Genomic DNA, 23,634 nt, shown 5'->3' with positions numbered 1-23,634 from the left:
GCTAATCAACATCGATCTGCTAAAGTCCTAAAAAAATGACCGATTGTGTTGTAGTATTGAGCACAATATTTTTAGCTATTTGATATGACCCTATGTCAGAGAACACGCCTGCATTATCGACACGTTATTTCCTTACTTTAGAAGAATCCCAAGATGGTTTTGCCTTAGCGACCTTTGGTAAAAAGCAAATGACGCGTTTTATCACGCCGTTGATTAGTGTCGGGATTATTGTGTGGGGCTTTATGCTCGGCTTTTCAGGTGTCGGTCGCTACTATGTGGCGTTGGGTATATTTTTCTTGGTTTTACAAATTCTCATGCGCTATTGGTTTCTGCCGATGATGTTTAAGCGCCAATTTGTGAAATATCAGTTTGGTAAAAGTGAGCAAGGCATCGATTTATACCAAGATTATGCGGAAATTTATGCCAATGGTCGCAAGCAAGTGGTCCATTATCATGAAGTGCAAAAGTTTGCCAGTGGCAAGTTGACCTATATGCTTGAGCTGAAAAACCGTACTGTGGTGATTGTGCCTAAGCGTGCGTTGGCCGATAGTGCGGATCAAGCAAAATTTGAAAATACTTTCAAAAAATAAGCATTTTGTTCCATAACACCATCAAAAAATCAGAGGAAGATCATGAGTACACGTCCATCTAAAATTGTCTGTGTCGGTCGTAGTTATGCAGACCATGCCAAAGAATTAGGCAATGCGATTCCTGATCGTCCCGTTTTATTTATCAAACCACCGAGCAGTTTGCTCAGTTTAGATGCGGGCATTTCTTGGAATCCTGCATGGGGCAGCTGCCATTATGAATGTGAACTGGTTTTACGCATTGACCATCGCCTAAGCAAAGCAGCCGATCCAGCTCAAGCCCTTCAAGCGGTTGGGGCTGTGACTTTAGGTTTGGACTTAACCTTGCGTGACTTACAAGATGATTTGAAAACGAAAGGCCAGCCTTGGGAACGTGCCAAAGCCTTTGATGGTTCGTGTGTACTGGCAGACTGGATTGCTGTTTCCGATGTGGTACAGGACTGGGATGATGTGCACTACAGTTTTCATGTTAATGATGAGCTGCGCCAAGCTGGCAACACTGCACACTTAATTTTTGATATTGGCACCTTGTTGGCCGACATTAGCCAAGTCTTCACTTTGGAAGCAGGCGATGTGGTCATGACAGGTACACCTGCTGGGGTGGCTGCACTACAGGCGGGTGAGCAGTTGAAAATGACTCTAAAAGGTAAAAACCAAGACTATTCTTGGAATACTTTTGTTCAAGCTTAATTTACAGGCTTTCAAACCCCATCATTCATAAGGTCACTTCGGTGATCTTTTTTTAGCGCTGTTGATGACTATGGTACAGTTTGCGGAACTGATCGGGGGTATATACCATCCAGCGTTTAAACATATTAATAAAGGCCGATGCATTGGCATAGCCCAAATCCAGCGCGATACTTTCGACCTTTTTTCCCTCTGTCAGCATGCTCATGGCTTTCATGACTTTTAAGCGCTGTCGCCATTCATTCAAGGACATGCCAAGTTCTTTTTGACTATAACGTGCCAGTGTGCGTTCAGTCATATTGTGCTGTACTGCCAGTTGTTGCAAAGAACTGTTGTCCGCAGGATATAGATGTAAAAAATCTAAAATGCTTTTTAGGGTCGGGTGTTCAGAGTGCGGTAAATAGCTGCTAACCAATTCTGCATGATGTAGTTGGTCAAGCAAGACATAGAGTAAGCGCATATGTTCAGGTGCATCATCTGGCAGGCTGTGTTGTCTCAAATGCTTAAATAGTGCCGAGACCAAAGGTGAGCTGAGCATAATACCGGCTTGTTGAGGCAGATGAGTGCATAAGCTTTCATGGATATACAAGGTGCCATGCGAAACATCGGTACGGTTTAAGCTGCTATGGGCTACATTGGGTGGAAGCCAAATGCCATAAGGTGGCGGGGTAAGGTAGTCAATCTGGTTGATATTCACTTCCATCACACCATTAAAGGCGTATACAAATTCGCCCCATGCATGTCCATGCACGGGATAAACCGACTGCGCGGGATCTTCGCGAAAGCTGATCCATAATAATTTATCAATATGATCATTGGTCGGTAATTGTTTGAGTTGTGCGCTCTTTTTTTGTTGTCGTTGGGGCATGGCTGAAATTGCCTGAATAAGAAGATCTCTTGTCTGTTTTAAATTATATGTTTTATTTCAGACAAATCTATAGTGAGCTTTGATCTTTTTCAGTGGAGCAGGTCGTGAGTAGTCGTCAAGCGCTGGACAGTAAAGCTTCAGGGATTATGTTTGGGCTGTGTATTATGTGGGGATTACAACAAGTGGTGTTAAAGCTTGCTGCCCCCGATATTTCTGCAGTGATGCAAATTGCACTTCGCTCAGGTCTCTCTGCGTTGATGGTTTACCCTATGATCAAGCTGGCAAAGGGCACATCTTTATGGGGGCGAGACTACTTAGCCGCAGGAATTTTAGTTGGGCTTTTATTTGCAGCAGAATTTTTTCTGGTCGCGCAAGCTTTACGTTTTACCTCCGCGGCGCATACCGTGGTTTTGCTGTATACCGCGCCTATTTTTGTCGCATTGGGTTTGCACTGGAAGTTGCCTTCTGAGCGTTTATCACTTATCCAGTGGTTGGGCATTGCATGTGCATTTTTCGGGATCGTGATTGCATTTTTATTTCGTCCTGCAGCTTCACAAGCGGCTGCAAGTTCTGCACTTTGGGGTGATGCTTTAGCACTTTTGGCAGGGGTATTGTGGGCAGCCACAACCATTGCAGTGCGGTTGACTAAACTAGCAGAAGCACCTGCGACCCAAACTTTGTTTTATCAGCTCTTTATCGCATTTTTAGTGTTATTGACTGTGGCTTTCTTCATGGGACAAGCGACGATTCACTGGTCTGTATTATCCGTTACAAGTTTGCTTTTCCATACCATTGTCGTGTCATTTGCCAGTTATCTGATTTGGTTTTGGCTGTTGAAAAAATATTTGGCATCCCAGTTGGGAGTCTTTTCTTTTCTGACTCCAATCTTCGGGATGTGTTTTGGTGTGGTGTTACTCAATGAACAGCTGGAACTCAACTTTTTGGTAGGAACATGCTTTGTGTTGATGGGGGTGACGGTGGTGAGTTTGCATCACAAAATTAAGCAGTATGTGCAGGCATTTAGAATGGCTTTGCAGTAAATACTGAGTCGGCTTGAATCTACCTTAAATTCAGGGTGAAGGTTGAACTTAAATTGCTTTGATTCAACATATAAAAAACGTGTCATAGACACGTTTTTTAATATGAAGGCTTAAGATTTATCATCAAAAATTGTAGACAGCGGAATAGCGAGTTTGGCCGCCAAGTAATCATCCGATTCTACTAACGCTGGGCCAATTTTTTGCATCCAGACATCATCCGGATGGACATTACCCAAATCTTTACGCTTTGGTAAAGGGTAAGGAAGTTTGCTGTAAAAACTCCAAAAATCGACTTGAGATAAATTGCGTACCAGCACATATTGGTTGTCATCGGTACGTTTGACTAAGTTTTGTTGTTCAAGCATAAACACGTAACTCGGCCAACGCCCCAATTCATCCCGCCCTAATACATCTAAAGCTTCATCATCAGAGATACTGAGTCCTTGTTGCTGCTTTTTATAAAACAGCTCCAGCAAATCTAGTAGCATAATGACAGGGTGCCGTTTTTGCTCTTTATGGGAGGTAAAGGCGGTCAGGGCATAACTAATTTCGACCCCAATCAGGACAATATTCCACGACAGAAAAATCCATAACAGGAAAATGGGAATCGCGGCAAATGCACCATAGATAATTTCATAACTGGTGAAGTTCGACATAACGAAGCCGAACAAATTTTTCAGAAGTTCAAACACGACGGCACTAAATAAACCTGCAATCAAAGCCGATTTAATCGGGACGCTGCGGTTTGGAATGGTCCAATTCAGGATAAAAAAGCCAACAACGGTTAAGCAAAATGAAATCAGCCACAGGACAAATGCGCCATCAAGCTCATAGCCTGCAAAATTATTGCTCAGAACATTGAGGGAAGCCATCGTCGACGAAATGACAAAGGCACTACCGAGTAGAATGGGGCCCAAAGAAATAATGGTCCAATAGCGCATAAAGCCAATAATGCCGCCGCGAGTCTCACGAACGCGCCAAATTCGATTAAAGACCGTTTCAATACTGGTTAGCATCATGACGGTAGTGACGAATAAAAATAAGATCCCGATAATGGTTAAATTACTGGATTTATCGGTAAACGCATTTAAGGCCTTGTCAAAAGCAATCGTGGTTTTCGGTAAAAAATTACTATAGATCAGTTGTTGTAATTGCTGTCGTGCAGGTTCAAGCGCTTTGATTGAGGAAATGATCACCAAAAAAACGGTCAGCATTGGAACGACGGCAAACAGGGTCGTATAGGTCAGTGAACCTGCTTGTTCACGACATCGATCGGCCTCAAAGCGGCGCAGTACAAATAAAACGAACTGAAACCAAGTTTTCTCATAGAAAGGAAGTCTTCTTAAGTACTGTTCTAACATAGGCAAAGTATCTCTTTTGTTTTCTTCATCTTTTCTACATTTTTCACCCTAAGCTTAACCAAAAAATAGGAAAAATACCGTATAGTTTTATTTTTTCTGTCACCGAACTCTATTCATGCAAACCTATGTTTTAGTTTTATATTACAGCAAATATGGCAGTACCCGTGAAATGGCGCATCTGATTGCAAATGGAATTGAAGCCAGTGGTGTTGCAGTTAAAATTCGAACGGTGCCGAATATTGCGGCTGTGGTGAAGGAAGCAGAGCCGAGTATTCCTGCAGAAGGCGATATTTATTGTAGTTTAGAGGACTTGGCAAACTGTGCAGGTTTGGCGCTAGGCTCACCAACCCGCTTTGGTAATATGGCCTCTGAAATGAAATATTTCCTCGACCAGACCACCAGTCTTTGGCTCAATGGAGCTTTGCATGGCAAGCCGGCTTGTGTGTTTACTTCGTCAGGTTCGATGCATGGTGGCCAAGAAAGTACTTTATTGACTATGCTGCCACCATTGTTTCATCATGGCATGATGATTTTAGGGTTGAACAATGCCATTCCCGCATTGTCACATACTAAAACAGGTGGGACGCCTTATGGTGCGAGTCATGTCAGCGGGCCTCGACATGATCAGAGCTTAAGCCAAGATGAAAAAGTACTGTGCGAAGCTCAAGGTAAGCGTCTTGGGGAAGTTGTGAAGAAACTACAAGCCTAGAACATTGAGACATGAAAAAAGCCCATCAATGATGGGCTTTTTATTATTGGGCTGGCGTCAGATGCTACTCTTTGAATTTTGTACCGCACTTGAGACATTTATAGTCAAGAAATACATTTTTATCGACAATCACACCCGCTTTTTTACCAAAACGATGTCCTAAAAAACCACCTGTCACACCAATACTGACTGCGCCGACAAAAGTGCCAATGGTGCCACCCATAATCACCCCAAGAGGCCCAGCCGCTGCGCCGATGGCAGCGCCAATAGAGGCCCCAGATGCTGCACCACCGACAGTACCAGCAGTTGCGCCTGCTGAACTGAGCAAAACACCTCCAATTTTAGTCAGTTGCTGCTCGTGATTGCGCTTTTCAACCTCACTAGAGCCACATTTTGGGCAGAGAATTGTATTTTCCATAGTCTATTGGCCTATTCGGGTTACCAGTGATTGAAGCTAGTAGCCGTTTTACGGTGTGGATGACACGTTACGCAGAACAACCGTGTTTTGCGCTTGAATTTGAAAGATCTAAACAACTAAATTTAGAGTAGATCTTAGTTGAACTTGCAGCAATAATATTTATGAAACGTGTAATTTTCTTGAGTAGTTTATGCTGTGTTTTTAAATATGGTTTAGTTGGCAAAGTGAATTCGGTTTCTTCCTGCTTGCTTGGCACAGTACAAGGCTTTATCTGCGCGTTTAAAGACATCCTCTGCATCTGCATCATGTTTACCGACTTCAGCAACCCCTATACTGACCGTGAAACACAGCACTTCTTGTTCATAGTGCACTTCCATCGCTTCAATTGTTGAACAGATGCGTTTAAAGACCTGCATCGCTTCATCACCTAAGCAGGCGGGTAGAATAATCGCAAATTCCTCACCACCAATACGAGCTAAAAAGTCCTCGTCACGCAGTATGCTACGGATTTGTTTGGCCATCTTTTTCAGCACATGGTCACCTGCTGTATGCCCATAACAGTCATTCAGCTGTTTAAAATGGTCAATATCTAAGATGCCTATCGTAAAGGGCACGCGAGTATGGCTGAAGTGCTGCATGGTTTGATTACTTTCTTGCACAAATACTCGACGGTTAAAGGTTCCTGTGAGTTCATCTGTAGACGCTAAGACAGCCATTTCTTGAACTTGTAAATGCAGTTTAATGTTTAAAGCTAACCATGTGGCGAGGCTCTGTAAAAGAATCGCTTGTTGTAGGGTGTAGTGATGTTTACGTTGATCTGCCACATTTAAGGTGCCAATACACACGCCATTGTGAATCATGGGCGCATCCATACAGGTGCCCATGCCATGCTCGGAAAGCATTTTACAATCCAGCTCATCCGACTGAGCGAGGTCATCGCAAATGATCAGTTGAGACTGGGCAAAGACTCGTCCGACAAAAGTCTGCCCAATCGGAATTTTAAAATCCATCGGAATCGCATGATTACCAGAGATCGAATACAGCTTGAGATATTCTTCAGTATCTTGCAAGGTAATACTGGCCCGATCCGCATCAAACACGTGAGAAATCCAGTAAGCAATGGTATCTAGAACAGCTTGCAAGGAGTCTGCTTTACTCAAGTCGTGGATGAAGTCTACGGGGAGTTGAATGGAGTGTGCGCCATCAAAGCCAGATAATTGGCTTGGGGTAAATGATCGTTCAGTTAATTGTTTCTTGTTTATCATTCAATTCGGTATCTCTATAAAATAGTATCCAATTTAGTCTTTGTTTGTTTTGCTCTTAGAAAGTGGACATTACCTTTTAGATTTGATCATGCTATATAAATCGCATTTCTCCAACTTCAATGTGTAATTAAATTGAAAAAAAAACGATATATTTTTACTTTAAATTAAAAATAACCTACAGCGCAAATGTGGCATTTACATGTGGATGACCCGCGGGTCATCTGAGTGACAAAAAAAGAGCACCTGAAGTGCTCTTTTTTGCAGTTAAACGCCGTGATTAGTCACGAACAAATTCAACTGTGCCATTTGCCAATGACTTTACGCGTGCCAAAGATTCAACGCGGTAGCCTTTTTCAAGCAAAATGTCACGACCAGGTTGGAATGATTTTTCAATCACAATACCCACACCTACGACTTCTGCTTTCGCTTGGTGAATTAAGTCAATCAGACCCAATGCTGCTTGACCATTGGCCAAGAAGTCATCAATCACGAGGGCTTTGTCAGCTGAACTGATGTGCTTATTTGAAATTGCAATCGTGCTTTCCGTTTGCTTGGTAAACGAAAAGACTTTTGAGCGGTAAAGGTCATCTTTTAAGGTTAAAGATTGGTATTTACGCGCAAAAATAACGGGCACGCCCAGTTCTAAACCTGCCATGATTGCAGGTGCGATACCTGATGCTTCAATCGTGATGATTTTAGTGATGCCTGCATCTTTAAAACGAGCAGCAAATTCTTTACCGATTAATTGCATCATAACCGGATCAATTTGGTGGTTTAAGAAAGCATCAACTTTCAGAACTTCATCAGATAGAACGATACCTTCGCTTAAGATTTTCTGTTCTAGTGCGTACACGGGAGAATCCTCTAGGGGCAGGTGCTTTTTCAAGCAAAAGCGTATTTTAGGAAGCACCTGAAAAAATGCAAGTAAAATTCGTCAAAATGACTAATTGCTTACACCTTTATAACCCGTTAATAGCAATCCATAGGATGTTTTCTTATCCACATGGCTGACTTTGACTGGAAGGTAGTCCAATTTAGGTGCTAACCAGAAAATGGTTTCGCGGCCAGGTTTGTCATGTTTCATGACCACTTTAATGGTGTCAAAGGTGCCATAATCTGTTTTGACTGACTCAGAACCCTGCTTCACAAATTTACGTGCTTCCACTTCTTTGGCATCGGCCAAATAATAGGTCGATTTTAAACCGCCATTTTTGATGTCTTCCCGAAGCTGTAATTCAGCATTCAGTTCATCCAGTACGCCGGCTTTCCAAGCGAAAGAACGCGCTTCTTTGTCTTTCTTGGTATTGATGGTTTTTGCCGCTGGATTGAAGTTAATACTCATGGTGTTGTTATGCACCAAAATTTTACTACTACGGCTAAAACTGCTGGACTGAATTTGCTTACCATTGAAACTAAAGCGACTGCTTTCGGTTGCAGAGGCGATACCACCAGCTTTGGCTGCAAAGACATAGTTCCAGTTGTTGCCCGATTTCGATAACGTACGTGTCGCTGAGCCCATGTTTTTGCCATTATAGTTAAATTGATAACTGGCTTGGAATGGACTCATGGCAAAGGTTTGACTTGAGAAACCGACAAAGAGCAAGGTACTGACACCTGTTGCCATTGCGACTGTTTTCAACATTGATTTAGCCATAAGAAAAAGTTTCCTATTCAGTTGTAGGCACAAATTTTTTGCATAGAAATATTATGCACGCTGATTATGAAGAAAAAATTCGAAACATAGGGCAAACTGTAGTTTTATGTTTCTTTTACCCACCTTAAGTCACATTTTAGTCGCAGCATCCCGAGTTATTTTTGTCGAATTGGCGAGACCGTGCTTTCGTCTAGATTGGGTTCAATCAAGTCATCGATAGAGGTTTGCGAAAACTTATTAAATAACGCTGTTAAGTTGACATTACCGATCACCACCAATTCTGCTTCACGCAATACGGCATGATTGACATGGACTTTACCTAAGGTATCGATAATAGAACGATTTTTTCCTAACCAGCGATTAAGATCCAAATGCAGTAGATCATCTTTGACTTTAATCACATTCAGTTTTTCTAAAATCATGCCTAAGGGGTCTTGGTTTAGGACTTTTTGATAAAAGAATAGGGCACAGCGCACACCCATTTTATGAAATACCGTTGGGTATTCAGCATCCAGCACACTGGTGTCACTGATTTGCTCAAATACGATCAACTGCGTTTTTTTATTTAACTCCATTTGTGCCAGTTTCAAATCTACCGAAAGTGTGAGTTTGAGCCCGTTATAGTCGAGCGTGGCATATAAACGTAACCAATCATCATGTAAGTCGGCATGCAAGTCTTTCAACATTCTCACGTTGTCGGTCACAAAACGTTGAAAAGTGGCATTTAAAAAGACTTGAGACATTGGAAACTCGCGCTCATCCTCAATAAATCCTTCCGCCTTTTGATAAACTTGGCGTAAACGATTTGAAATGTTGGAAATAAGCGTTTGCATAAGAGGCGTCCTAGCGAATCAACGTGTTTGAGCGATCAGATCTCTGGTCGAAATGTTTGAAAAATACTGCTCATGAACCTTGCAGTTTAGCAAAATTAATTGCACCATTTTCATGATTTTATGAAACAGTGAATCTAAATGGCACAAGGTCTCATTCTACGCAATAAAATGAAGACTGTGTCTATTTTATACTGCGCGCCTGCGCTTTGGGGAACAAGACAAATTGTCGGTTTGGTGTGATGCTTAGAAAAATAAATGTAATGCCTTTGGCTCATGATTGGTGGAAAGACCCAATTTTTACAGCGACCGTTGTGCTGGCGGTATTTTTGCATCTCGTGATTTTGACTTTGCAATTTGCGATGCCTCAAGAAAATGATGCGGCAGTGAAAGAAATTGCGGTTACCTTGCGTCCTTCTGATCAAAAAATTGAAAACGCAGATTTTTTAGCACAAGCCGATCAACAAGGTTCAGGGACTTTTCGTGAGTCACATCGCATGTCGAGTGACATGCCCGCACCGATGCTTGAGCAAAGTACAGGCGAACAGCAGCGTGAAACTTTAGAACAGATTCAACAAAAACGTGAGCTGAATTTTGAAGAAAAGCTGTTAATGACGACCTTAAGTTGGCAAAAACAAGCTGAGGATAACCAGCGCAAAAAAGCCATGGAAGAAATGAACAGCCAGTTTCAAGCCAAAGCAGCAATGGTAGCCAGCCTTGAAGCGCAATATTTACAACGCCAACAAAACTTTAGCCGTCAGCAAAAAATTAAAACAGTCGATGGTATTCAAGCCAAGCAAGATATTTCGGCCGCCTATCTTGAAAAGTTCCGTCAGAAAGTGGAATTTTATGGCAACCGTTACTATCCAGAAGCAGCTAAACAGCAGCGGTTGGCGGGTGAAGTGCGTTTAATGGTGATTCTAAATGCATCAGGAGGTATCCGCGCTATTCGTCTGATTGATAGTTCAGGCCATGAGATGCTTGATGAGGCTGCAAAAGCGTCGGTGCGTAAAGCCGCACCATTTGGTGGATTTGATGCCAAAATGAAGGATATTTCTGAGTTACGCATTGTGCGTACATGGCGTTTTGACCCAGCAGAGGCAGAGTTTGAAGTGCACTGAGCTGTGCACCTTTAAGTGTACTTTGATGATTTTGCTTATTTCGGTTTATTGGGTTGCGCGGACATAGGCACCGTCTTGATGTCCACCGATCCAAGTCACAATTAAATGAGACTCTTCCACATCTAGGCGGCTAGGAAAAATTTCTAAATGCTTGCTATATTTCGGCAGTGCCTTTAAACCAATGCAGTTGCCGTTTTTCCACCATGTCCCTTCAGCATATTGGTCTAAAGAGCCGACAGCTAAGTACCATTTAAATTTACCGTTGGTCTCTAGTAAAAGTTCGGAACCGACCTCCATAACACCCTGCAAATAATAATGCCCAGCCCAAGCCTGAGCTGAGTCTAGAAACTTCACTTCTTGGCAGGATGTTTGATTTTCATCATTGCTATTGGCATAAAGTGGCATGGTGCAGGATAGGGCGATAATGCAGAGTAGTTTTGAAATCGATGTATGCATTTTTATAATCTCTTCATCTATTTTTCATCTTGTATTATTTTTAGCATAAATAAACCCGACACATCGAGATGTATCGGGTGAGTTGTTTCAAATCTAATAGTTACTGTTCTAAATAAGGGTTTTCGAAACCGAGTTTAGCCAAAATTTCAATTTCGATGCCTTCCATTTCTTCAGCATCTGCTTCTGATGTTTCATGGTCATAGCCCATAAGGTGCAAAGTGCCATGGACCAGCATATGAGTGAAATGCGTCAGTGGCGCTTTGTTTTGTTCTTTTGCTTCCGACAACACCACAGGAATACAAATGACCAAATCGCCAATGGGAAATGAGTCAAGAATCTGCGCCATTTCATCGGGCAAATCGCTCGGAAAAGACAACACATTGGTTGATTTATCTTTGCCACGATATTCCAAATTCAATTTATGACTTTCATCATGGTCAACACAAGCAATACCAATTTCACAGTTACTCTGTGTGCCAATATGACGTAAAACAGTTTCTACAACTTTTTTGAGATAGCCACGTTTCAAGACCAATTCAGGAGCTTGAAAGTCCTGTTGTAGAGAAAGACTCAGTTTCAAAATAGATCCTTAAATAATGACATCTGCGGGCATTTTAAAATGCCCGCAGGCTTTAACTTAATGCTGAGCATCAGCAGCGGCGTCATTTTCAGCCACTAAGGCTTCTTGACGCGCTTTGCGTTCAGCACGTGCTTCAGCGGTTAGGCGATGTTGTTCTGCATCCCATCCCTCATAAGCTTCAACAATTTTTTGCACCAGTTGGTGACGTACCACGTCACGTGAGTGGAAACGGGTGATGTGAATTTCTTTGATCTTGTCGATGATGCGTAAAGCATGTGCTAGACCAGATTGCTGGCCACGTGGTAAGTCGACCTGTGTGATATCTCCAGTAATCACTGCACGTGAACCAAAGCCTAAACGTGTGAGGAACATTTTCATTTGTTCAGGTGTGGTATTTTGCGCTTCGTCTAAAATCACAAAAGAGTGGTTTAAGGTTCGACCACGCATATAAGCCAGTGGTGCGACTTCAATCACCTGACGTTCAATCAGTTTGGCCACTTTTTCAAAGCCAAGCATTTCATACAAGGCATCGTAGAGTGGACGTAAATACGGATCAATTTTCTGGCTTAAATCACCTGGGAGGAAACCCAGTTTTTCACCTGCTTCAACGGCAGGGCGAACCAATAAAATCCTTTGAATTTCGTTACGTTCTAGCATATCGACTGCGGCTGCAACGGCGAGATAGGTTTTACCTGTACCCGCAGGTCCAATACCAAAAGAAATATCACTTTGTAGAATACGCTGCACATAACGCTTTTGGTTAGCACCGCGTGGATTGATACGACCTTTACGGGTTTGGAGCCACACTTCATCTAAACCAGTGTGCTCTTGCCCATCAAGGTCTTCTTGCAATTCACGGTCAGTCTGACTGCCTTGAATCATGAGGTGTAAGGTGTCGGCACTGATTTGTACCGTATTTTCTGCTTCTTCATGCAGGCGATGAAGCAGACCTTCTGCTCTCTCAACTGCATCCATTTCACCATCGACATAAAATGCATCACCTCGATGGGAAATAGTGACATCTAAACGCTGTTCGATTTGTTTCAAATGACCGTTATAAGCACCGAGCATGCTCTTTAAACGTTCAATTGAAACCCCAGGAAAAGTTACTGTACGTCGAATCGCTGCAGTCAAGAGAATTCCTTTAAGTAGTCAGAATCTATTCCCTTACATTACGCCACGTCAGGCTCAAGATTCAAGAGTTCACCATAAACAAAATTCAAAGTTTTAATCTCTGTCACTTCGATTTCGGCGAAACGTCCGACCCATGCTGCATCACCAATAAAACTCACATAACGAGTGTTATCCGCCGTGCCAATCAGTAAGTTTGGATCTTTGTCTGAAACTTTCTCGACCAAAACGCGTTGAATGGTGCCGAGCATGGCATCGGTCTTTTCAATACTCGAGCGTTTGATCCATTTTTGAACTTTACTGAGACGCTCTTTTTTCACCTCTTCAGAGGTGGTGTCTTCAAGATCAGACGCAGGTGTACCTGGACGTTTTGAATAGACAAAACTGTAGGAATGGTCGAAGTCCATATCTTTGATGAATTGATAGGTTTCTTCAAAGTGCGCATCGGTTTCACCCGGGAAACCAATGATGAAGTCACTGGATAAATGCATATCTGGGCGGACTTTGCGTAATTTGGAAATTTTGTCGATATACACATCAATGGTGTGGTTACGCTTCATGGCTTGCAGAACATCGTTTGAGCCACTTTGCACGGGTAAATGCAGATGCGACACCATTTGCGGTAGGTCACGGTAGCATTCAATCAAGTCATCATTAAACTCAAGTGGATGTGAGGTGGTGTAGCGTAAACGACCAATCCCCGGAATTTCTGCAACAAGACGTAACAAGTCTGCAAAAGTACAGATATTGCCTTCGAACGTTTCACCGCGGTAACCATTGACGTTTTGACCCAACAAAGAAATCTCACGGACACCTTTTTCGGCTAAGGTGGCAATTTCTGCTAAAACATCATCCAGCGGGCGAGAAACTTCTTCACCACGGGTGTAGGGCACCACACAGAATGAACAATATTTTGAACAACCTTCCATAATTGAAACAAAAGCCTTGTAACCTTCCACACGCGGTTCAGGTAAAAAGTCGAATTTTTCAATGTCAGGGAAAGAAATATCTACCAATTTGATTTTTTCTTTCTTGGGTTTTTCAATTTGATCAAAGTGCTGATCCAGCATTTGTGGCAAACGGTGCAAGGTTTGCGGGCCAAAAATCATGTCGACATAATTGGCACGTTTTTGAATGTTGTCACCTTCTTGAGAGGCCACACAACCACCGACACCAATGATCAGGTCTGGATTTTTGTCTTTCAGCTTGCGCCAGCGGCCCAATTCAGAGAACACTTTTTCTTGGGCTTTTTCACGAATCGAGCAGGTATTCATCAGTAGAATATCAGCTTCTTTCGGATCTTGAGTCAGCACATAACCGTGCGAGTCGCCAAGTAAGTCTGCCATACGGTGACTGTCATACTCATTCATCTGACACCCTTGCGTTTCGATATACAGTTTTTTAACTGATCCATCGATGGCTGGGGTGTGCTGTGGCTGGGTAACAGTGTTTTCTGAGGCAGCTTGGGCACCATTTGGAATGAAGGTTTGAACCGTCATGTAGGCTCCTAAGGGGGATAAATCTAGGTTTTTGTGTCTGATCGGTATCTGTGGCGGCGAAAGCAGAGCTTGGCTGGCGACAAAAAAGGATGATCAAACACCATGTGAAATCTACGAAAGGCGCATATTTTAGCAGGAAATCTGAATAAACTTATAGCTTTAAATCTGAAGCTAAAAAGATTGATTTGTGAAGTGAAAATGCAGGAGAATTAATATTGTCTAATCATAAGGTTACATAAGAGAACAATAGAGTCTGTTATGAGTTATTAAACTAATGAAAATGATGAGACGAGACTAGGCAATCCAAAGATGACTGAAGGCAAACCCATGTTAAAACGATTACAGAATAAATATTATCAAGTGTTTGCGTTGGGTGTGGCTGCCTTAGGTCTATCGGCAGTGACACATGCCGCAGATGAACAGTTTAATGATGCCTTGCGTGCAGCAAATGCAGGCAATGTTGGTTTATTACAACAATATCAAAGCAGTATGCAGGGTGATGTACTGGGCTATTATCCTGAATACTGGGTGCTTAACAGTAATTTGGCATTGCAACCTGCGGCGAATATTGTTGGATTTGCACAGCGCTATCCTCAATCTGCTATGGCTGAGAAGTTAGCAGCAGATTACATCGAAGAAAAAGTCAAAATGGCCGACTTTACTTCTGCGCAGCCGGTATTGGCCTATGTGTCCAATGCAGATCGCGCAGAAAGTTGTGCTATAGCACAAGTCCGTGCCAAGTCTGGCGACCCTTTGGTTTTTGCTGAATATAAAGATGTTTGGCTCACGACCAATTCACAGCCTGAGTCTTGTACGGGGCTGGGGCGCATGATGTTGTCTAGTCCACTGATGACGGAACAAGACAAACAACAACGTTTATGGACGCAGCTACGTGCAGGGCAGTCAGGTCAAGCGATTGCAACCGCACAGACCATTGGCATGAATCTGTCTTTGGCGCAGCTGAATAGCATTCAAGTCGATCCACTGAACTATCTCTGGTCCGCACCGAAAGCATCGGCGGCAGATCAAGCATATTTAATTTATGCCATTGGCCGTTTAGCCGACAGTGATCTAAATACTGCACTGGCGTCGGTCAAGCGTGCTGCAGAGGGGACACCTGAGTTGGTACAAAAAGCGTTGTACCGTACCGTGGGGTATATCGGTGGCACAACCGTTATGAAAAACAATTTTAATGTGGAAGTGTTGCAAGCCTTTGATCGGAGCTATGGTTTAGCACTGAGTGAAGAAGAAGCTGAAATTTATGCACGTCAAGCCATTCGTTTCGGCGCATGGGAGAGTGTCATTCGTGCCATTGATGGAATGAGTGTGACGCAGAAACAAGAAGACCGCTGGCAATATTGGTTAGCCCGTGCTTCAGAACAACGTGGTGATGCAAAGTCAAAAGCACTGGCGCGCGAGATCTTCAAAAAATTGTCAGTAGGTGACGATTATCATAACTTATTGGCAAAAGATCGTATTGGTCAGCGTTATCAAACGATTCCAGCCAATACCCAACCGAGCAATGCGGATGCGCAGCGTTTGAGCCAAGATATTCACTTTAGTCGCGCTTTTGCACTACGCAACGTCAATGCGCCAGACAATTATGTTAACCGTGAATGGAATTGGGCTGTTCGACAAGCTTATTTAAAACAAGATGATGGCTTAATTTTAGCTGCTGCCAAACGTGCAACAGAAATGGGATGGTATGACCGAGCGATCTATGCAGCGGATCGAACCGTCAAGCAACATAACTACAGTTATCGTTATGCCATGCCGCATCAAAGCTATGTGGTCAGCCATAGTCGCAATGCAGGCATAGATCCTGCATGGGCGTATGGATTAATGCGCCAAGAAAGCCGATTTGTTACCCATGCTCGCTCGCATGTTGGAGCTGGTGGTTTGATGCAAATCATGCCAGATACGGCAAAACTAGTCGCTAGACAAATGGGTGAAACCTATAATCCTGCTGCACTGAGTGATATGAATACCAATGTTCGTTATGGCACATTCTACTTGTCCATGATTCAAAGCCAATTAAGCAACAGTCCTGTACTTGCCACAGCAGGTTATAACGCAGGGCCAAATCGTGCGCGCCGTTGGCAGCCTGATAATCAGCCGATTGCGGCGGATCAATACACAGAAAGTATTCCTTTGACTGAAACTCGCGATTACGTCAAGCATGTCATGAGTAATGCGACCCATTATGGTGTTCTGCTTGGACAGGGGCCACAGTCGATCACCCAGCGCATGCAAAATATCCCTTTTAGAAGTCAATAATAAAGGCCTAGGCATTTTATGGTTTTGATGTCATCCCAATCAGTCTTAACGCAAAAGCTTCTGCTATTGATCAGCAGCGGCATAGCTATGGGATTTTTTGCGACATCAGCCCATGCGACACCGACCGTGTTTGGCTATGTGATGGAAGTTCAAATGACACCTGCCGTGTGTTTGTTTGATAGCCAAGGCTCAAAGAAACGGAAATGTTTGGAAGGTTATTCACTCAATATTACTGGCTTGTACCCTGAAACTACAACACGAGAGTGTCAGACCAAATCTTCAGGTGTATTGTCTCCACTTCAAACTAAAGTGGTGGCTAGGGTGATGCCCGATGAGCATGCACGTCGCCAGTTGTGGGCAGAAATTGGAGGATGTGTGCCGATGAGTGCCAGTCAATATTTTCGTAACGTGATTAATTATGCGGAACGTTTAAAAATTCCCGCAGATTTGACTTCATCTGAAAATAAAACTGCGCAACTTAATACCTTGCGAGGGCAGTTTCAGCGTTTGAACCCCGGGCTGCCTGCAAGCGGGTTACGTTTTAGCTGCCGTACTCACCGCCAAACCAATATTTTGACCGAAGTCAAGGTCTGTTATAAACCCAATGGTCAGTACAAAGCTTGTGCAGAGAATATACAAGAAAACTGTCCAAATTCTTTTGCGATCAAGGGTTCTTACTAATCTCTTTCCTTAAATTAATTTATATTTCCTATCATACTTTTGTTGGAATTCATTCTCTTTTACATGCATATGCCAAAGTATTGGAGTACAATCTTTGCCGTTTATGATTATTAAGATTAGATAGAACAGCTATTTAATCATATAACGTTCCTCAAATGGAGATAAGTACATGAAGCAACCTGTTCGCGTTGCCGTTACTGGCGCTGCTGGTCAAATCGGTTATAGCCTATTATTCCGTATCGCTAGTGGCGAAATGTTAGGTAAAGACCAACCAGTTATTCTGCAATTGTTAGAAGTTCCTTTTGAGAAAGCTCAAGCTGCGCTTAAAGGCGTAATGATGGAATTAGACGACTGTGCTTTCCCATTATTGGCTGGCATGATCGGTACTGATGATCCAAAAGTTGCATTTAAAGATGCTGACTACGCGTTATTGGTTGGTTCACGTCCACGTGGTCCTGGTATGGAACGTGCTGACTTATTGAAAGTGAACGGTGAAATCTTCATCGGTCAAGGTCAAGCACTAAACGAAGTTGCTAGCCGTGACGTTAAAGTACTTGTTGTAGGTAACCCTGCAAACACAAATGCTTACATCGCAATGAAATCTGCTCCAGATCTTCCAGCGAAAAACTTCACAGCAATGTTACGTCTTGACCACAACCGTGCGTTGACTCAAATTGCTCAAAAAGCGGGTGTTGCTGTAGCAGACATCAAAAACATGACTGTTTGGGGTAACCACTCTCCAACGATGTATGCTGACTACCGTTTTGCAACTGTAAACGGCGAAAGCTTAAAAGATAAAATCAACGATGCTGACTGGAACGCGAATGTATTCCTTCCAACTGTTGGTAAACGTGGTGCTGCGATTATCGAAGCGCGTGGTTTGTCTTCAGCTGCTTCAGCTGCGAACGCTGCGATCGACCATATGCGCGATTGGGCTATTGGCACAAATGGCGAATGGGTAACGATGGGTATTCCTTCTGACGGTTCTTATGGTATTCCTGAAGGCGTAATGTACGGTGTTCCTGTAACTTGCGAAAATGGCGAATACACACGTGTTGAAGGCCTAGAAATCGATGCGTTCAGCCGTGAGCGTATGGACAAAACTCTTCAAGAACTTGAAGAAGAGCGCGCAGCAATTGCTGACATGCTTAAATAATTAAAAACCGATCGGTTTAAGATCTGTTTTGAAAAAGCACTCCATTTGGGGTGCTTTTTTATATGGGGTGTTTATTGAACAAAAAATAACATGCTGTGATGTAGATACAACTGAGCATAGGTGCCCAAAGGTTTATTCTAAAAGGGCATGATCAGGGCTTGAGGAGAACAATGATGTTTGACCAACAACCGACTTTAGAACTTTTATTTGAACAATTGGGGCTTGATGCGAGTGCGGAAGCAATCGATCAGTTTATTGAAACACACCAACTTACTTCAGACGTTCCATTGCATAAAGCACCCTTTTGGTCAAAAGCACAGCATGACTTCATTATCAGTAATTGGAAAAAAGATGATGAATGGGCAATGGTGATCGACCTGTTAAATGAACAATTACATACAGAACATACGTTTTCAAGATCGTGTCATTTATAATCACAAATTGAAACAACAAACCTAGTTTTATGACTAGGTTTTTTTAGAAAATACATATAAGTTAATTCAATAATAATTGACAATAGTATTGATAAGGAGGCCGAGATGCTCAGTCAACATAAACCATCCTTAGAGCTTTTATTTTCGCAACTGGGACTCGCCAATAGTGCGGCTGCCATCGAGTTATATATTCGTACGCATCAACTTCCTGCTCATCAATCTTTACACGATGCACCGTTTTGGAATTCCGCACAACGTGCGCTATTAATCAGTCATTTGGTTCAAGATGATGATTGGGCGATTATGGTTGATGAACTCAATCAACAGCTACATCTCGATGCTTATAAACTTCAAACTGCCTAAATTGATTTTATGCCGCCGCCATTTGAATACTGGAATTGACCCATAAAAAAACGCCTGATTTCAGGCGTTTTTTTATTTGTACATTTTAGTGCAATTTACTTTGCATCAGCTTGATAAACCAATCTTCTTGATGAAGGTCAACAAAAGCGGCATGTTCACGCAGTAAAACGAAATCAAACTCGGTACTTTTCGCATATTTGCCAAGCCAGTGTCGTGCCAATGCTGACTCTTTTCTACTGACCGAGGCATAGGCCAAAAACAGGTAAATATCGCCCTGACCATAGCTGGTCAGCGGTTTTAAAATTTGCTGTGTAATCAGTGCAAAGCGATCTTCTTTGGTGATTTCAAAGTACAGCATATAAGCCTTAGCAAGGTGCAAAGACAAATTGAGGTACAAAGATAGAGGCATTTCCTCAAACTCAATTCGACCTTGCTCAAGTAATACTACTGCTTCTTGTAAAAAGTGGACTTGCTCTTGACGTAGTTGGCTTAGTGTGACCAACTGTAAGCGCAAATCAGCACGCTCAAGTGCTAATTCAGGGCTATTGCCTTGTAGGTAGAGTTGATCTGTTTCACCAATACGCTGAATAATTTGTTGACTGCTGGCACGCATCGGTTACATCCTCATCAATTGATGTTCAGTATATGAGGATACTTCTTACAATTTAAAGTCTTTTTGCTTGAATCATAGGATTGTACTGTCACTCCGTAACCATCCAGTAATCGATAAACGCTGATGTTTGGCTTCTAAAACCTCATGCAGCAAGTCACTTTGAAACAATGCAATACGATTCGGTTTGGGATGTAGCACATGCCAAATGTCATTTTTATCTTGCAGATGAAGTTCACCGCCCCAATCGTCTTGCCAATCTTCGTGTAAATAATAGACCGTAGAAATCATGCGGCCATTTTTACCTTGAGGATTATCACGGTGTAGGGCATAAAACTCGCCAGCGTTATAGCAAGCAAAATGTGCTTCGACGTCTCGAATACCAAGATAAAAGGCACGATTTAGTTCCTGACCCAAACTATAAAGGGCTTGAACATGATGATGAGAAATAACGAGCTCGGGATTGAGCCATAAAATGTGATCACTACGGATTATGCTGATGACACCGTTTTGAATAGCGGCTTCACGAAAGAGGTTTAAGTTCGAAGTACATTCTTCAATGAGTTGATGTACATAGTCATCAGAGTAGGCGTCATCAATGATGGCAAAACCATGTTGATCTAAATCATCTAGGATTTGATCAACATTCCAAGACTTTGGGAGAAGAACTGCTTCCATTACATTAACCTAAAAAAGACAAAGAAAAGCCACGGTTATTCTAGTGTATGAAAGCAATCTGAACGAAACTATTTTTCATGCTAAAATACTCATTGATTTTAGGAATGATAGAAACATGAATTACCGTCACCACTTCCATGCAGGTAACTTTGCAGATGTCATGAAGCATGTCCTTTTGCTTCAGATTTTGACTCGCCTCAATCAAAAAGATAAACCTTATCGTTATATTGATACGCATGGCGGTGCTGGTAAATATGATTTATCGACTTCAGAAGCACAAAAGTCGGGTGAGTTTTTAAATGGTATTCACCGTTTAGTAAAACTTGATGACTCGATTAAGCGTAATGCGCCTGAAGGTGTTCAGCAGTATTTAAAAATTGTTGAAAAAATGCGTGAAGGTTCAGGCAAAGGTGCTTATCCGGGTTCGCCATGGTTTGCATTGGAAGGCATGCGCGAAATCGATAAAGCCACTATTTTTGAAATGCAACGTGATGTATTTCAACAGTTATATTACAACGTTCGTGATAAACGCGCAGGCTTACATGAGCGCGATGCGTATGAAGGGTTATTTGGCGTTATTCCACCCAAAGAAAAACGCGGATTAGTGATGATTGATCCACCTTACGAAGTGGAGCGTAAAGATTTCCCTCAATTGGTTGATCTCATAGCGACTGCATATAAAAAATGGCCAACGGGTGTGTTTGCAATTTGGTATCCAATCAAAGATCGCGCCATGATTGACCGTTTTGAAAAGAAAATGATTAAAACCGGTATTCGCCGTCAGTTGATCTGTGAAGTATGTGTTTGGCCAGATGATACCCCAGTGGGCTTAAATGGTTGTGGTCTGTTGGTGATTAACCCACCTTGGAAGTTTTCTGAAGATGCAGATGAGGCGCTACAATGGTTATTCCCACATTTACGTATGAGTGAAAATGGTGGTCATGCTGCTGTTCGTTGGTTAGTTGGCGAATAAAGATAGACTAGTAAGAGAAAAGGCTACATTAGGATCGACAGAGAATGACAAATATAAATAAACCTGAAAGCGAATCTTCACCCCGCAGTACGCCTACTTTTGATGGGATTACTTTCGAGGTAGAAGAAGAAGAGCACACACAGGAAGGTCAAAAAGTAAAACGTCGAGGTATTTATTTGTGGCCGAACCTGATTACAACGGCAGCGTTGTTGTCAGGTTTTTATTCCATCATTGCCAGTATGAATGGCAACTTCCAGCAAGCGATTTATGCCATTTTCTTGGCAGCGTTGTTGGATGGCTTGGACGGCCGCGTTGCACGAGCCATTGGTGCGCAGAGTGCTTTTGGTGAGCAGTATGATTCTTTATCTGATCTATTGGCGTTCGGTGTTGCGCCCGCTATTTTGATGTATAGCTGGAGCTTGGATTCGCTCGGTCGTATTGGTTTGGCATGTTGTTTTGTCTACACCGCCTGTGCTGCGTTCCGTTTAGCACGTTTTAATGTGCAAATCGGTGTGGTGGATAAGCGCTACTTTATTGGTGTAGCTAGTCCACTTGCCGCCATTATTATTATTTCATTGGTTTGGGTCGGACTCGATTTCCCAGAAATTTTTGATATTCGTGAGCGGGGGATTCAAGCCATCAGCGCAGCAGTGATTGTGTCTGTGGGGCTCCTCATGATTTCGAATATTAAATATTATTCATTTAAGACGGTAGATCGTAAGCGCGTTCCATTTTTTGTCCTTCCTATCGCGGTCTTTATTTTTGCTGCAATGACTTACAATATTCCTGTCGGTATTTTAGTTATTTCCTTGATTTATGCATTATCTGGCTTTATTACTACGTTTTTAGCTCGACGTCAGCACAGCCCATTATGAGTTAATGATATGTAGAAGGAGTATGCTATGTGGTTGTTCCAAGATTTTCTCGATCAGTCTAAACAACTTAATCATCAGGCTCCTTCATGGTCACTCCCTGCGTATCATCCACCCAATAAAAAATATAAAATTATTCATCAAGCTTTAACCATTCCCAATCTTCCTGCACCATTACATTATTTAAATTTTTTGAGCATGATTGGTCAGCCCAATACGCCCATGTTTCGCAATAACAGTGCAATCAGAACTACACCCTTAGATACGGCTACCGTATTGGCCAGTAGTAGTCCACATATGGCAGGGCAGCTGAACCGCTATTCAATTTCTGTGGAATGTTCATTTCAAGAAAAAACATTTAAATTTGCCAATAAAGAACAGCTCATGGGAGCATTCCCAAAATTTCAAATTCAAAGAAAAGACACAGAATTGAGTTTTGAGATTGAAATAACAACAACACCGCTGATTTCACATTTCACCAAATTGCGTTTTGGTCTTGCCGAACATTGGTCTGTATTGTGTCGATGTCAGGGAGAAGTTAAATATAAAGAACAGTGCTATGACATTGACCAGTTAGGGGCTTTTGAATACGCGCGCAGTATCGACTTTAGTTATTTACCCTTAGCGTTTTTCACATATCAAGTCATTAATCTGCTGGATCAGCGTCAGTTATTGTTAGAACAAATTCGAGATTCGTTTAATCGAATTGTGCAGTCACGTATCTACATACGTGATTTGCAAAAACAACAAACCCATATGTTTGATCGGATGGTTCGCTTTCAAGTTCATCGTGTTTATCCTGCTGTGAAAACTCCCAATGGGCAAAAAATGTATTTACCGCGAGAGTTTGAATGGCATTATCAAGATGAGCAGGGGCATTACATTCATCTTTACGCACAAAGTCGTGGTGATTTTAAATTTGGCTTGGCTGCGGGTTATGTAGGTAGCTTTAAATATCAACTCAAAATGGATAATTATGAGGAACAGGGCGAAAGTGGTTATTGTGAATATGTGGATTGTCGTGCATTAAAGTGGCAAGAAAAAAAATCGCACGAAAAAAATCGAAATGAAATTGGAGAAATTGTCCCATTTTCACTCAAAAAATAAGAAAAAAGCATCCTTTTGCTGAATAAATAAACAAGCGGGAGTTTTTTTATAAATAATTGAGTAAAGGGGGTTGTGTTGAGTCGGGAATACTGTAGAATGCACATCCATCGGCGGTGATGTTGATTAAAACTTGTTGAGAAACAAGGATTTAGCTCAAGAGTCAAAATCTGGAAGTCTTGAATGAGTTTAAAAATAATTAACAAAACCAGTTGACTTCTTCTTGAAAGAGAGTAGTATAGCCGACCTAGCTTGCTGATGACGAATCAGCAAGAAGATC

General features: G+C 42.3%; 26 protein-coding genes. 13 read left to right on the top strand and 13 right to left on the bottom strand.

Annotation, left to right across the window (positions count from 1 at the left end; genetic code table 11):
* The first annotated feature begins 92 nt into the window (after window positions 1-92).
* Complete coding sequence (locus AXW61_RS03650; RefSeq protein WP_062032486.1) at window positions 93-590, top strand: YcxB family protein; 498 nt, start codon at window positions 93-95, stop codon at window positions 588-590.
* Window positions 591-632: 42 nt separating this feature from the next.
* Complete coding sequence (locus AXW61_RS03645) at window positions 633-1,277, top strand: fumarylacetoacetate hydrolase family protein (protein ID WP_062032482.1); 645 nt, start codon at window positions 633-635, stop codon at window positions 1,275-1,277.
* A 52-nt stretch (window positions 1,278-1,329) separates the two neighbouring features.
* Here the strand turns inward: AXW61_RS03645 and AXW61_RS03640 are convergent, their stop codons facing one another.
* On the bottom strand, window positions 1,330-2,142 hold the full coding sequence (locus tag AXW61_RS03640; protein WP_062032479.1) for a helix-turn-helix transcriptional regulator: 813 nt from the start codon (window positions 2,140-2,142) through the stop codon (window positions 1,330-1,332).
* Window positions 2,143-2,246: 104 nt separating this feature from the next.
* Between AXW61_RS03640 and AXW61_RS03635 the strand changes: the two genes are divergently transcribed.
* A complete protein-coding gene (locus AXW61_RS03635; protein ID WP_062032477.1) occupies window positions 2,247-3,182 on the top strand; it encodes a DMT family transporter in 936 nt (311 codons plus the stop codon).
* 110 nt (window positions 3,183-3,292) lie between these two features.
* Here AXW61_RS03635 and AXW61_RS03630 read toward each other — a convergent pair whose 3' ends face one another.
* A complete protein-coding gene (locus tag AXW61_RS03630; RefSeq protein WP_062032475.1) occupies window positions 3,293-4,543 on the bottom strand; it encodes a YihY family inner membrane protein in 1,251 nt (416 codons plus the stop codon).
* Window positions 4,544-4,658: 115 nt separating this feature from the next.
* Between AXW61_RS03630 and wrbA the strand changes: the two genes are divergently transcribed.
* On the top strand, window positions 4,659-5,252 hold the full coding sequence (wrbA, locus tag AXW61_RS03625; protein ID WP_005401258.1) for an NAD(P)H:quinone oxidoreductase: 594 nt from the start codon (window positions 4,659-4,661) through the stop codon (window positions 5,250-5,252).
* A gap of 64 nt (window positions 5,253-5,316) precedes the next feature.
* Here wrbA and AXW61_RS03620 read toward each other — a convergent pair whose 3' ends face one another.
* The 5 genes from AXW61_RS03620 to AXW61_RS03600 form a co-directional block, all read right to left on the bottom strand.
* Entirely contained in the window at window positions 5,317-5,670 is a 354-nt protein-coding gene (locus tag AXW61_RS03620) for a hypothetical protein (RefSeq protein ID WP_062032472.1), read from the bottom strand.
* Window positions 5,671-5,882: 212 nt separating this feature from the next.
* Window positions 5,883-6,935, bottom strand: a complete 1,053-nt coding sequence (locus AXW61_RS03615) for a sensor domain-containing diguanylate cyclase (RefSeq protein WP_238893828.1) — start codon at window positions 6,933-6,935, stop codon at window positions 5,883-5,885.
* A gap of 277 nt (window positions 6,936-7,212) precedes the next feature.
* Window positions 7,213-7,788: a xanthine phosphoribosyltransferase gene (locus tag AXW61_RS03610; protein ID WP_004691243.1), complete on the bottom strand. Its 576-nt coding sequence runs from the start codon at window positions 7,786-7,788 to the stop codon at window positions 7,213-7,215.
* A 90-nt stretch (window positions 7,789-7,878) separates the two neighbouring features.
* Window positions 7,879-8,589 (bottom strand): DUF3108 domain-containing protein, encoded by a 711-nt coding sequence (locus tag AXW61_RS03605; RefSeq protein ID WP_062032470.1) that lies wholly within the window; start codon window positions 8,587-8,589, stop codon window positions 7,879-7,881.
* 155 nt (window positions 8,590-8,744) lie between these two features.
* Window positions 8,745-9,422: a hypothetical protein gene (locus AXW61_RS03600; RefSeq protein WP_004977854.1), complete on the bottom strand. Its 678-nt coding sequence runs from the start codon at window positions 9,420-9,422 to the stop codon at window positions 8,745-8,747.
* 260 nt (window positions 9,423-9,682) lie between these two features.
* Between AXW61_RS03600 and AXW61_RS03595 the strand changes: the two genes are divergently transcribed.
* Window positions 9,683-10,540, top strand: coding sequence for a TonB family protein (locus AXW61_RS03595; RefSeq protein ID WP_062032467.1), 858 nt, complete (start codon window positions 9,683-9,685; stop codon window positions 10,538-10,540).
* Window positions 10,541-10,585: 45 nt separating this feature from the next.
* On the opposite strand, the gene AXW61_RS03590 is transcribed toward AXW61_RS03595, so the two are convergent.
* From AXW61_RS03590 to miaB, 4 genes are all read right to left on the bottom strand, one after another.
* Window positions 10,586-10,996, bottom strand: coding sequence for a hypothetical protein (locus AXW61_RS03590; protein ID WP_062032464.1), 411 nt, complete (start codon window positions 10,994-10,996; stop codon window positions 10,586-10,588).
* A 100-nt stretch (window positions 10,997-11,096) separates the two neighbouring features.
* Window positions 11,097-11,576, bottom strand: a complete 480-nt coding sequence (ybeY, locus tag AXW61_RS03585; protein ID WP_062032462.1) for an rRNA maturation RNase YbeY — start codon at window positions 11,574-11,576, stop codon at window positions 11,097-11,099.
* Between the two features lie 57 nt (window positions 11,577-11,633).
* A complete protein-coding gene (locus tag AXW61_RS03580) occupies window positions 11,634-12,710 on the bottom strand; it encodes a PhoH family protein (protein WP_062032459.1) in 1,077 nt (358 codons plus the stop codon).
* Window positions 12,711-12,748: 38 nt separating this feature from the next.
* On the bottom strand, window positions 12,749-14,206 hold the full coding sequence (gene miaB, locus AXW61_RS03575) for a tRNA (N6-isopentenyl adenosine(37)-C2)-methylthiotransferase MiaB (RefSeq protein WP_062032456.1): 1,458 nt from the start codon (window positions 14,204-14,206) through the stop codon (window positions 12,749-12,751).
* Window positions 14,207-14,515: 309 nt separating this feature from the next.
* Between miaB and AXW61_RS03570 the strand changes: the two genes are divergently transcribed.
* From AXW61_RS03570 to AXW61_RS03550, 5 genes are all read left to right on the top strand, one after another.
* Window positions 14,516-16,483 (top strand): lytic transglycosylase domain-containing protein, encoded by a 1,968-nt coding sequence (locus tag AXW61_RS03570; RefSeq protein WP_062032454.1) that lies wholly within the window; start codon window positions 14,516-14,518, stop codon window positions 16,481-16,483.
* Between the two features lie 27 nt (window positions 16,484-16,510).
* On the top strand, window positions 16,511-17,164 hold the full coding sequence (locus tag AXW61_RS03565) for a ribonuclease I (protein WP_062032596.1): 654 nt from the start codon (window positions 16,511-16,513) through the stop codon (window positions 17,162-17,164).
* 169 nt (window positions 17,165-17,333) lie between these two features.
* Window positions 17,334-18,320 (top strand): malate dehydrogenase, encoded by a 987-nt coding sequence (locus AXW61_RS03560; RefSeq protein WP_062032452.1) that lies wholly within the window; start codon window positions 17,334-17,336, stop codon window positions 18,318-18,320.
* A 173-nt stretch (window positions 18,321-18,493) separates the two neighbouring features.
* Window positions 18,494-18,754 carry a DUF2789 family protein gene (locus AXW61_RS03555; RefSeq protein ID WP_062032449.1) on the top strand — a complete coding sequence of 87 codons (261 nt, stop codon included), beginning with the start codon at window positions 18,494-18,496 and terminating at the stop codon, window positions 18,752-18,754.
* Between the two features lie 105 nt (window positions 18,755-18,859).
* Entirely contained in the window at window positions 18,860-19,117 is a 258-nt protein-coding gene (locus AXW61_RS03550) for a DUF2789 family protein (protein ID WP_004691219.1), read from the top strand.
* An 85-nt stretch (window positions 19,118-19,202) separates the two neighbouring features.
* Here the strand turns inward: AXW61_RS03550 and AXW61_RS03545 are convergent, their stop codons facing one another.
* Window positions 19,203-19,730 (bottom strand): hypothetical protein, encoded by a 528-nt coding sequence (locus AXW61_RS03545; RefSeq protein ID WP_004691217.1) that lies wholly within the window; start codon window positions 19,728-19,730, stop codon window positions 19,203-19,205.
* Between the two features lie 72 nt (window positions 19,731-19,802).
* Entirely contained in the window at window positions 19,803-20,405 is a 603-nt protein-coding gene (locus tag AXW61_RS03540) for a 2OG-Fe(II) oxygenase (protein ID WP_062032447.1), read from the bottom strand.
* Between the two features lie 115 nt (window positions 20,406-20,520).
* Here AXW61_RS03540 and rlmJ point away from each other — a divergent pair, with 115 nt between their 5' ends.
* The 3 genes from rlmJ to AXW61_RS03525 are packed head-to-tail and all read left to right on the top strand — an operon-like array spanning window position 20,521 to window position 23,357.
* Entirely contained in the window at window positions 20,521-21,378 is an 858-nt protein-coding gene (rlmJ, locus tag AXW61_RS03535; RefSeq protein WP_004691214.1) for a 23S rRNA (adenine(2030)-N(6))-methyltransferase RlmJ, read from the top strand.
* A 44-nt stretch (window positions 21,379-21,422) separates the two neighbouring features.
* Window positions 21,423-22,253, top strand: coding sequence for a CDP-diacylglycerol--serine O-phosphatidyltransferase (gene pssA, locus AXW61_RS03530; RefSeq protein WP_062032444.1), 831 nt, complete (start codon window positions 21,423-21,425; stop codon window positions 22,251-22,253).
* 27 nt (window positions 22,254-22,280) lie between these two features.
* Window positions 22,281-23,357, top strand: coding sequence for a DUF6670 family protein (locus AXW61_RS03525; RefSeq protein ID WP_062032432.1), 1,077 nt, complete (start codon window positions 22,281-22,283; stop codon window positions 23,355-23,357).
* The last annotated feature ends 277 nt before the right edge of the window (window positions 23,358-23,634 follow it).

It is taken from the genome of Acinetobacter sp. BMW17, from assembly GCF_001592855.1.
In the GTDB taxonomy this organism is placed as follows: Bacteria; Pseudomonadota; Gammaproteobacteria; order Pseudomonadales; family Moraxellaceae; genus Acinetobacter; species Acinetobacter johnsonii.
Note: the sequence above shows the minus strand (reverse complement) of the source record. Positions and strands in the feature narration are given on the sequence as shown.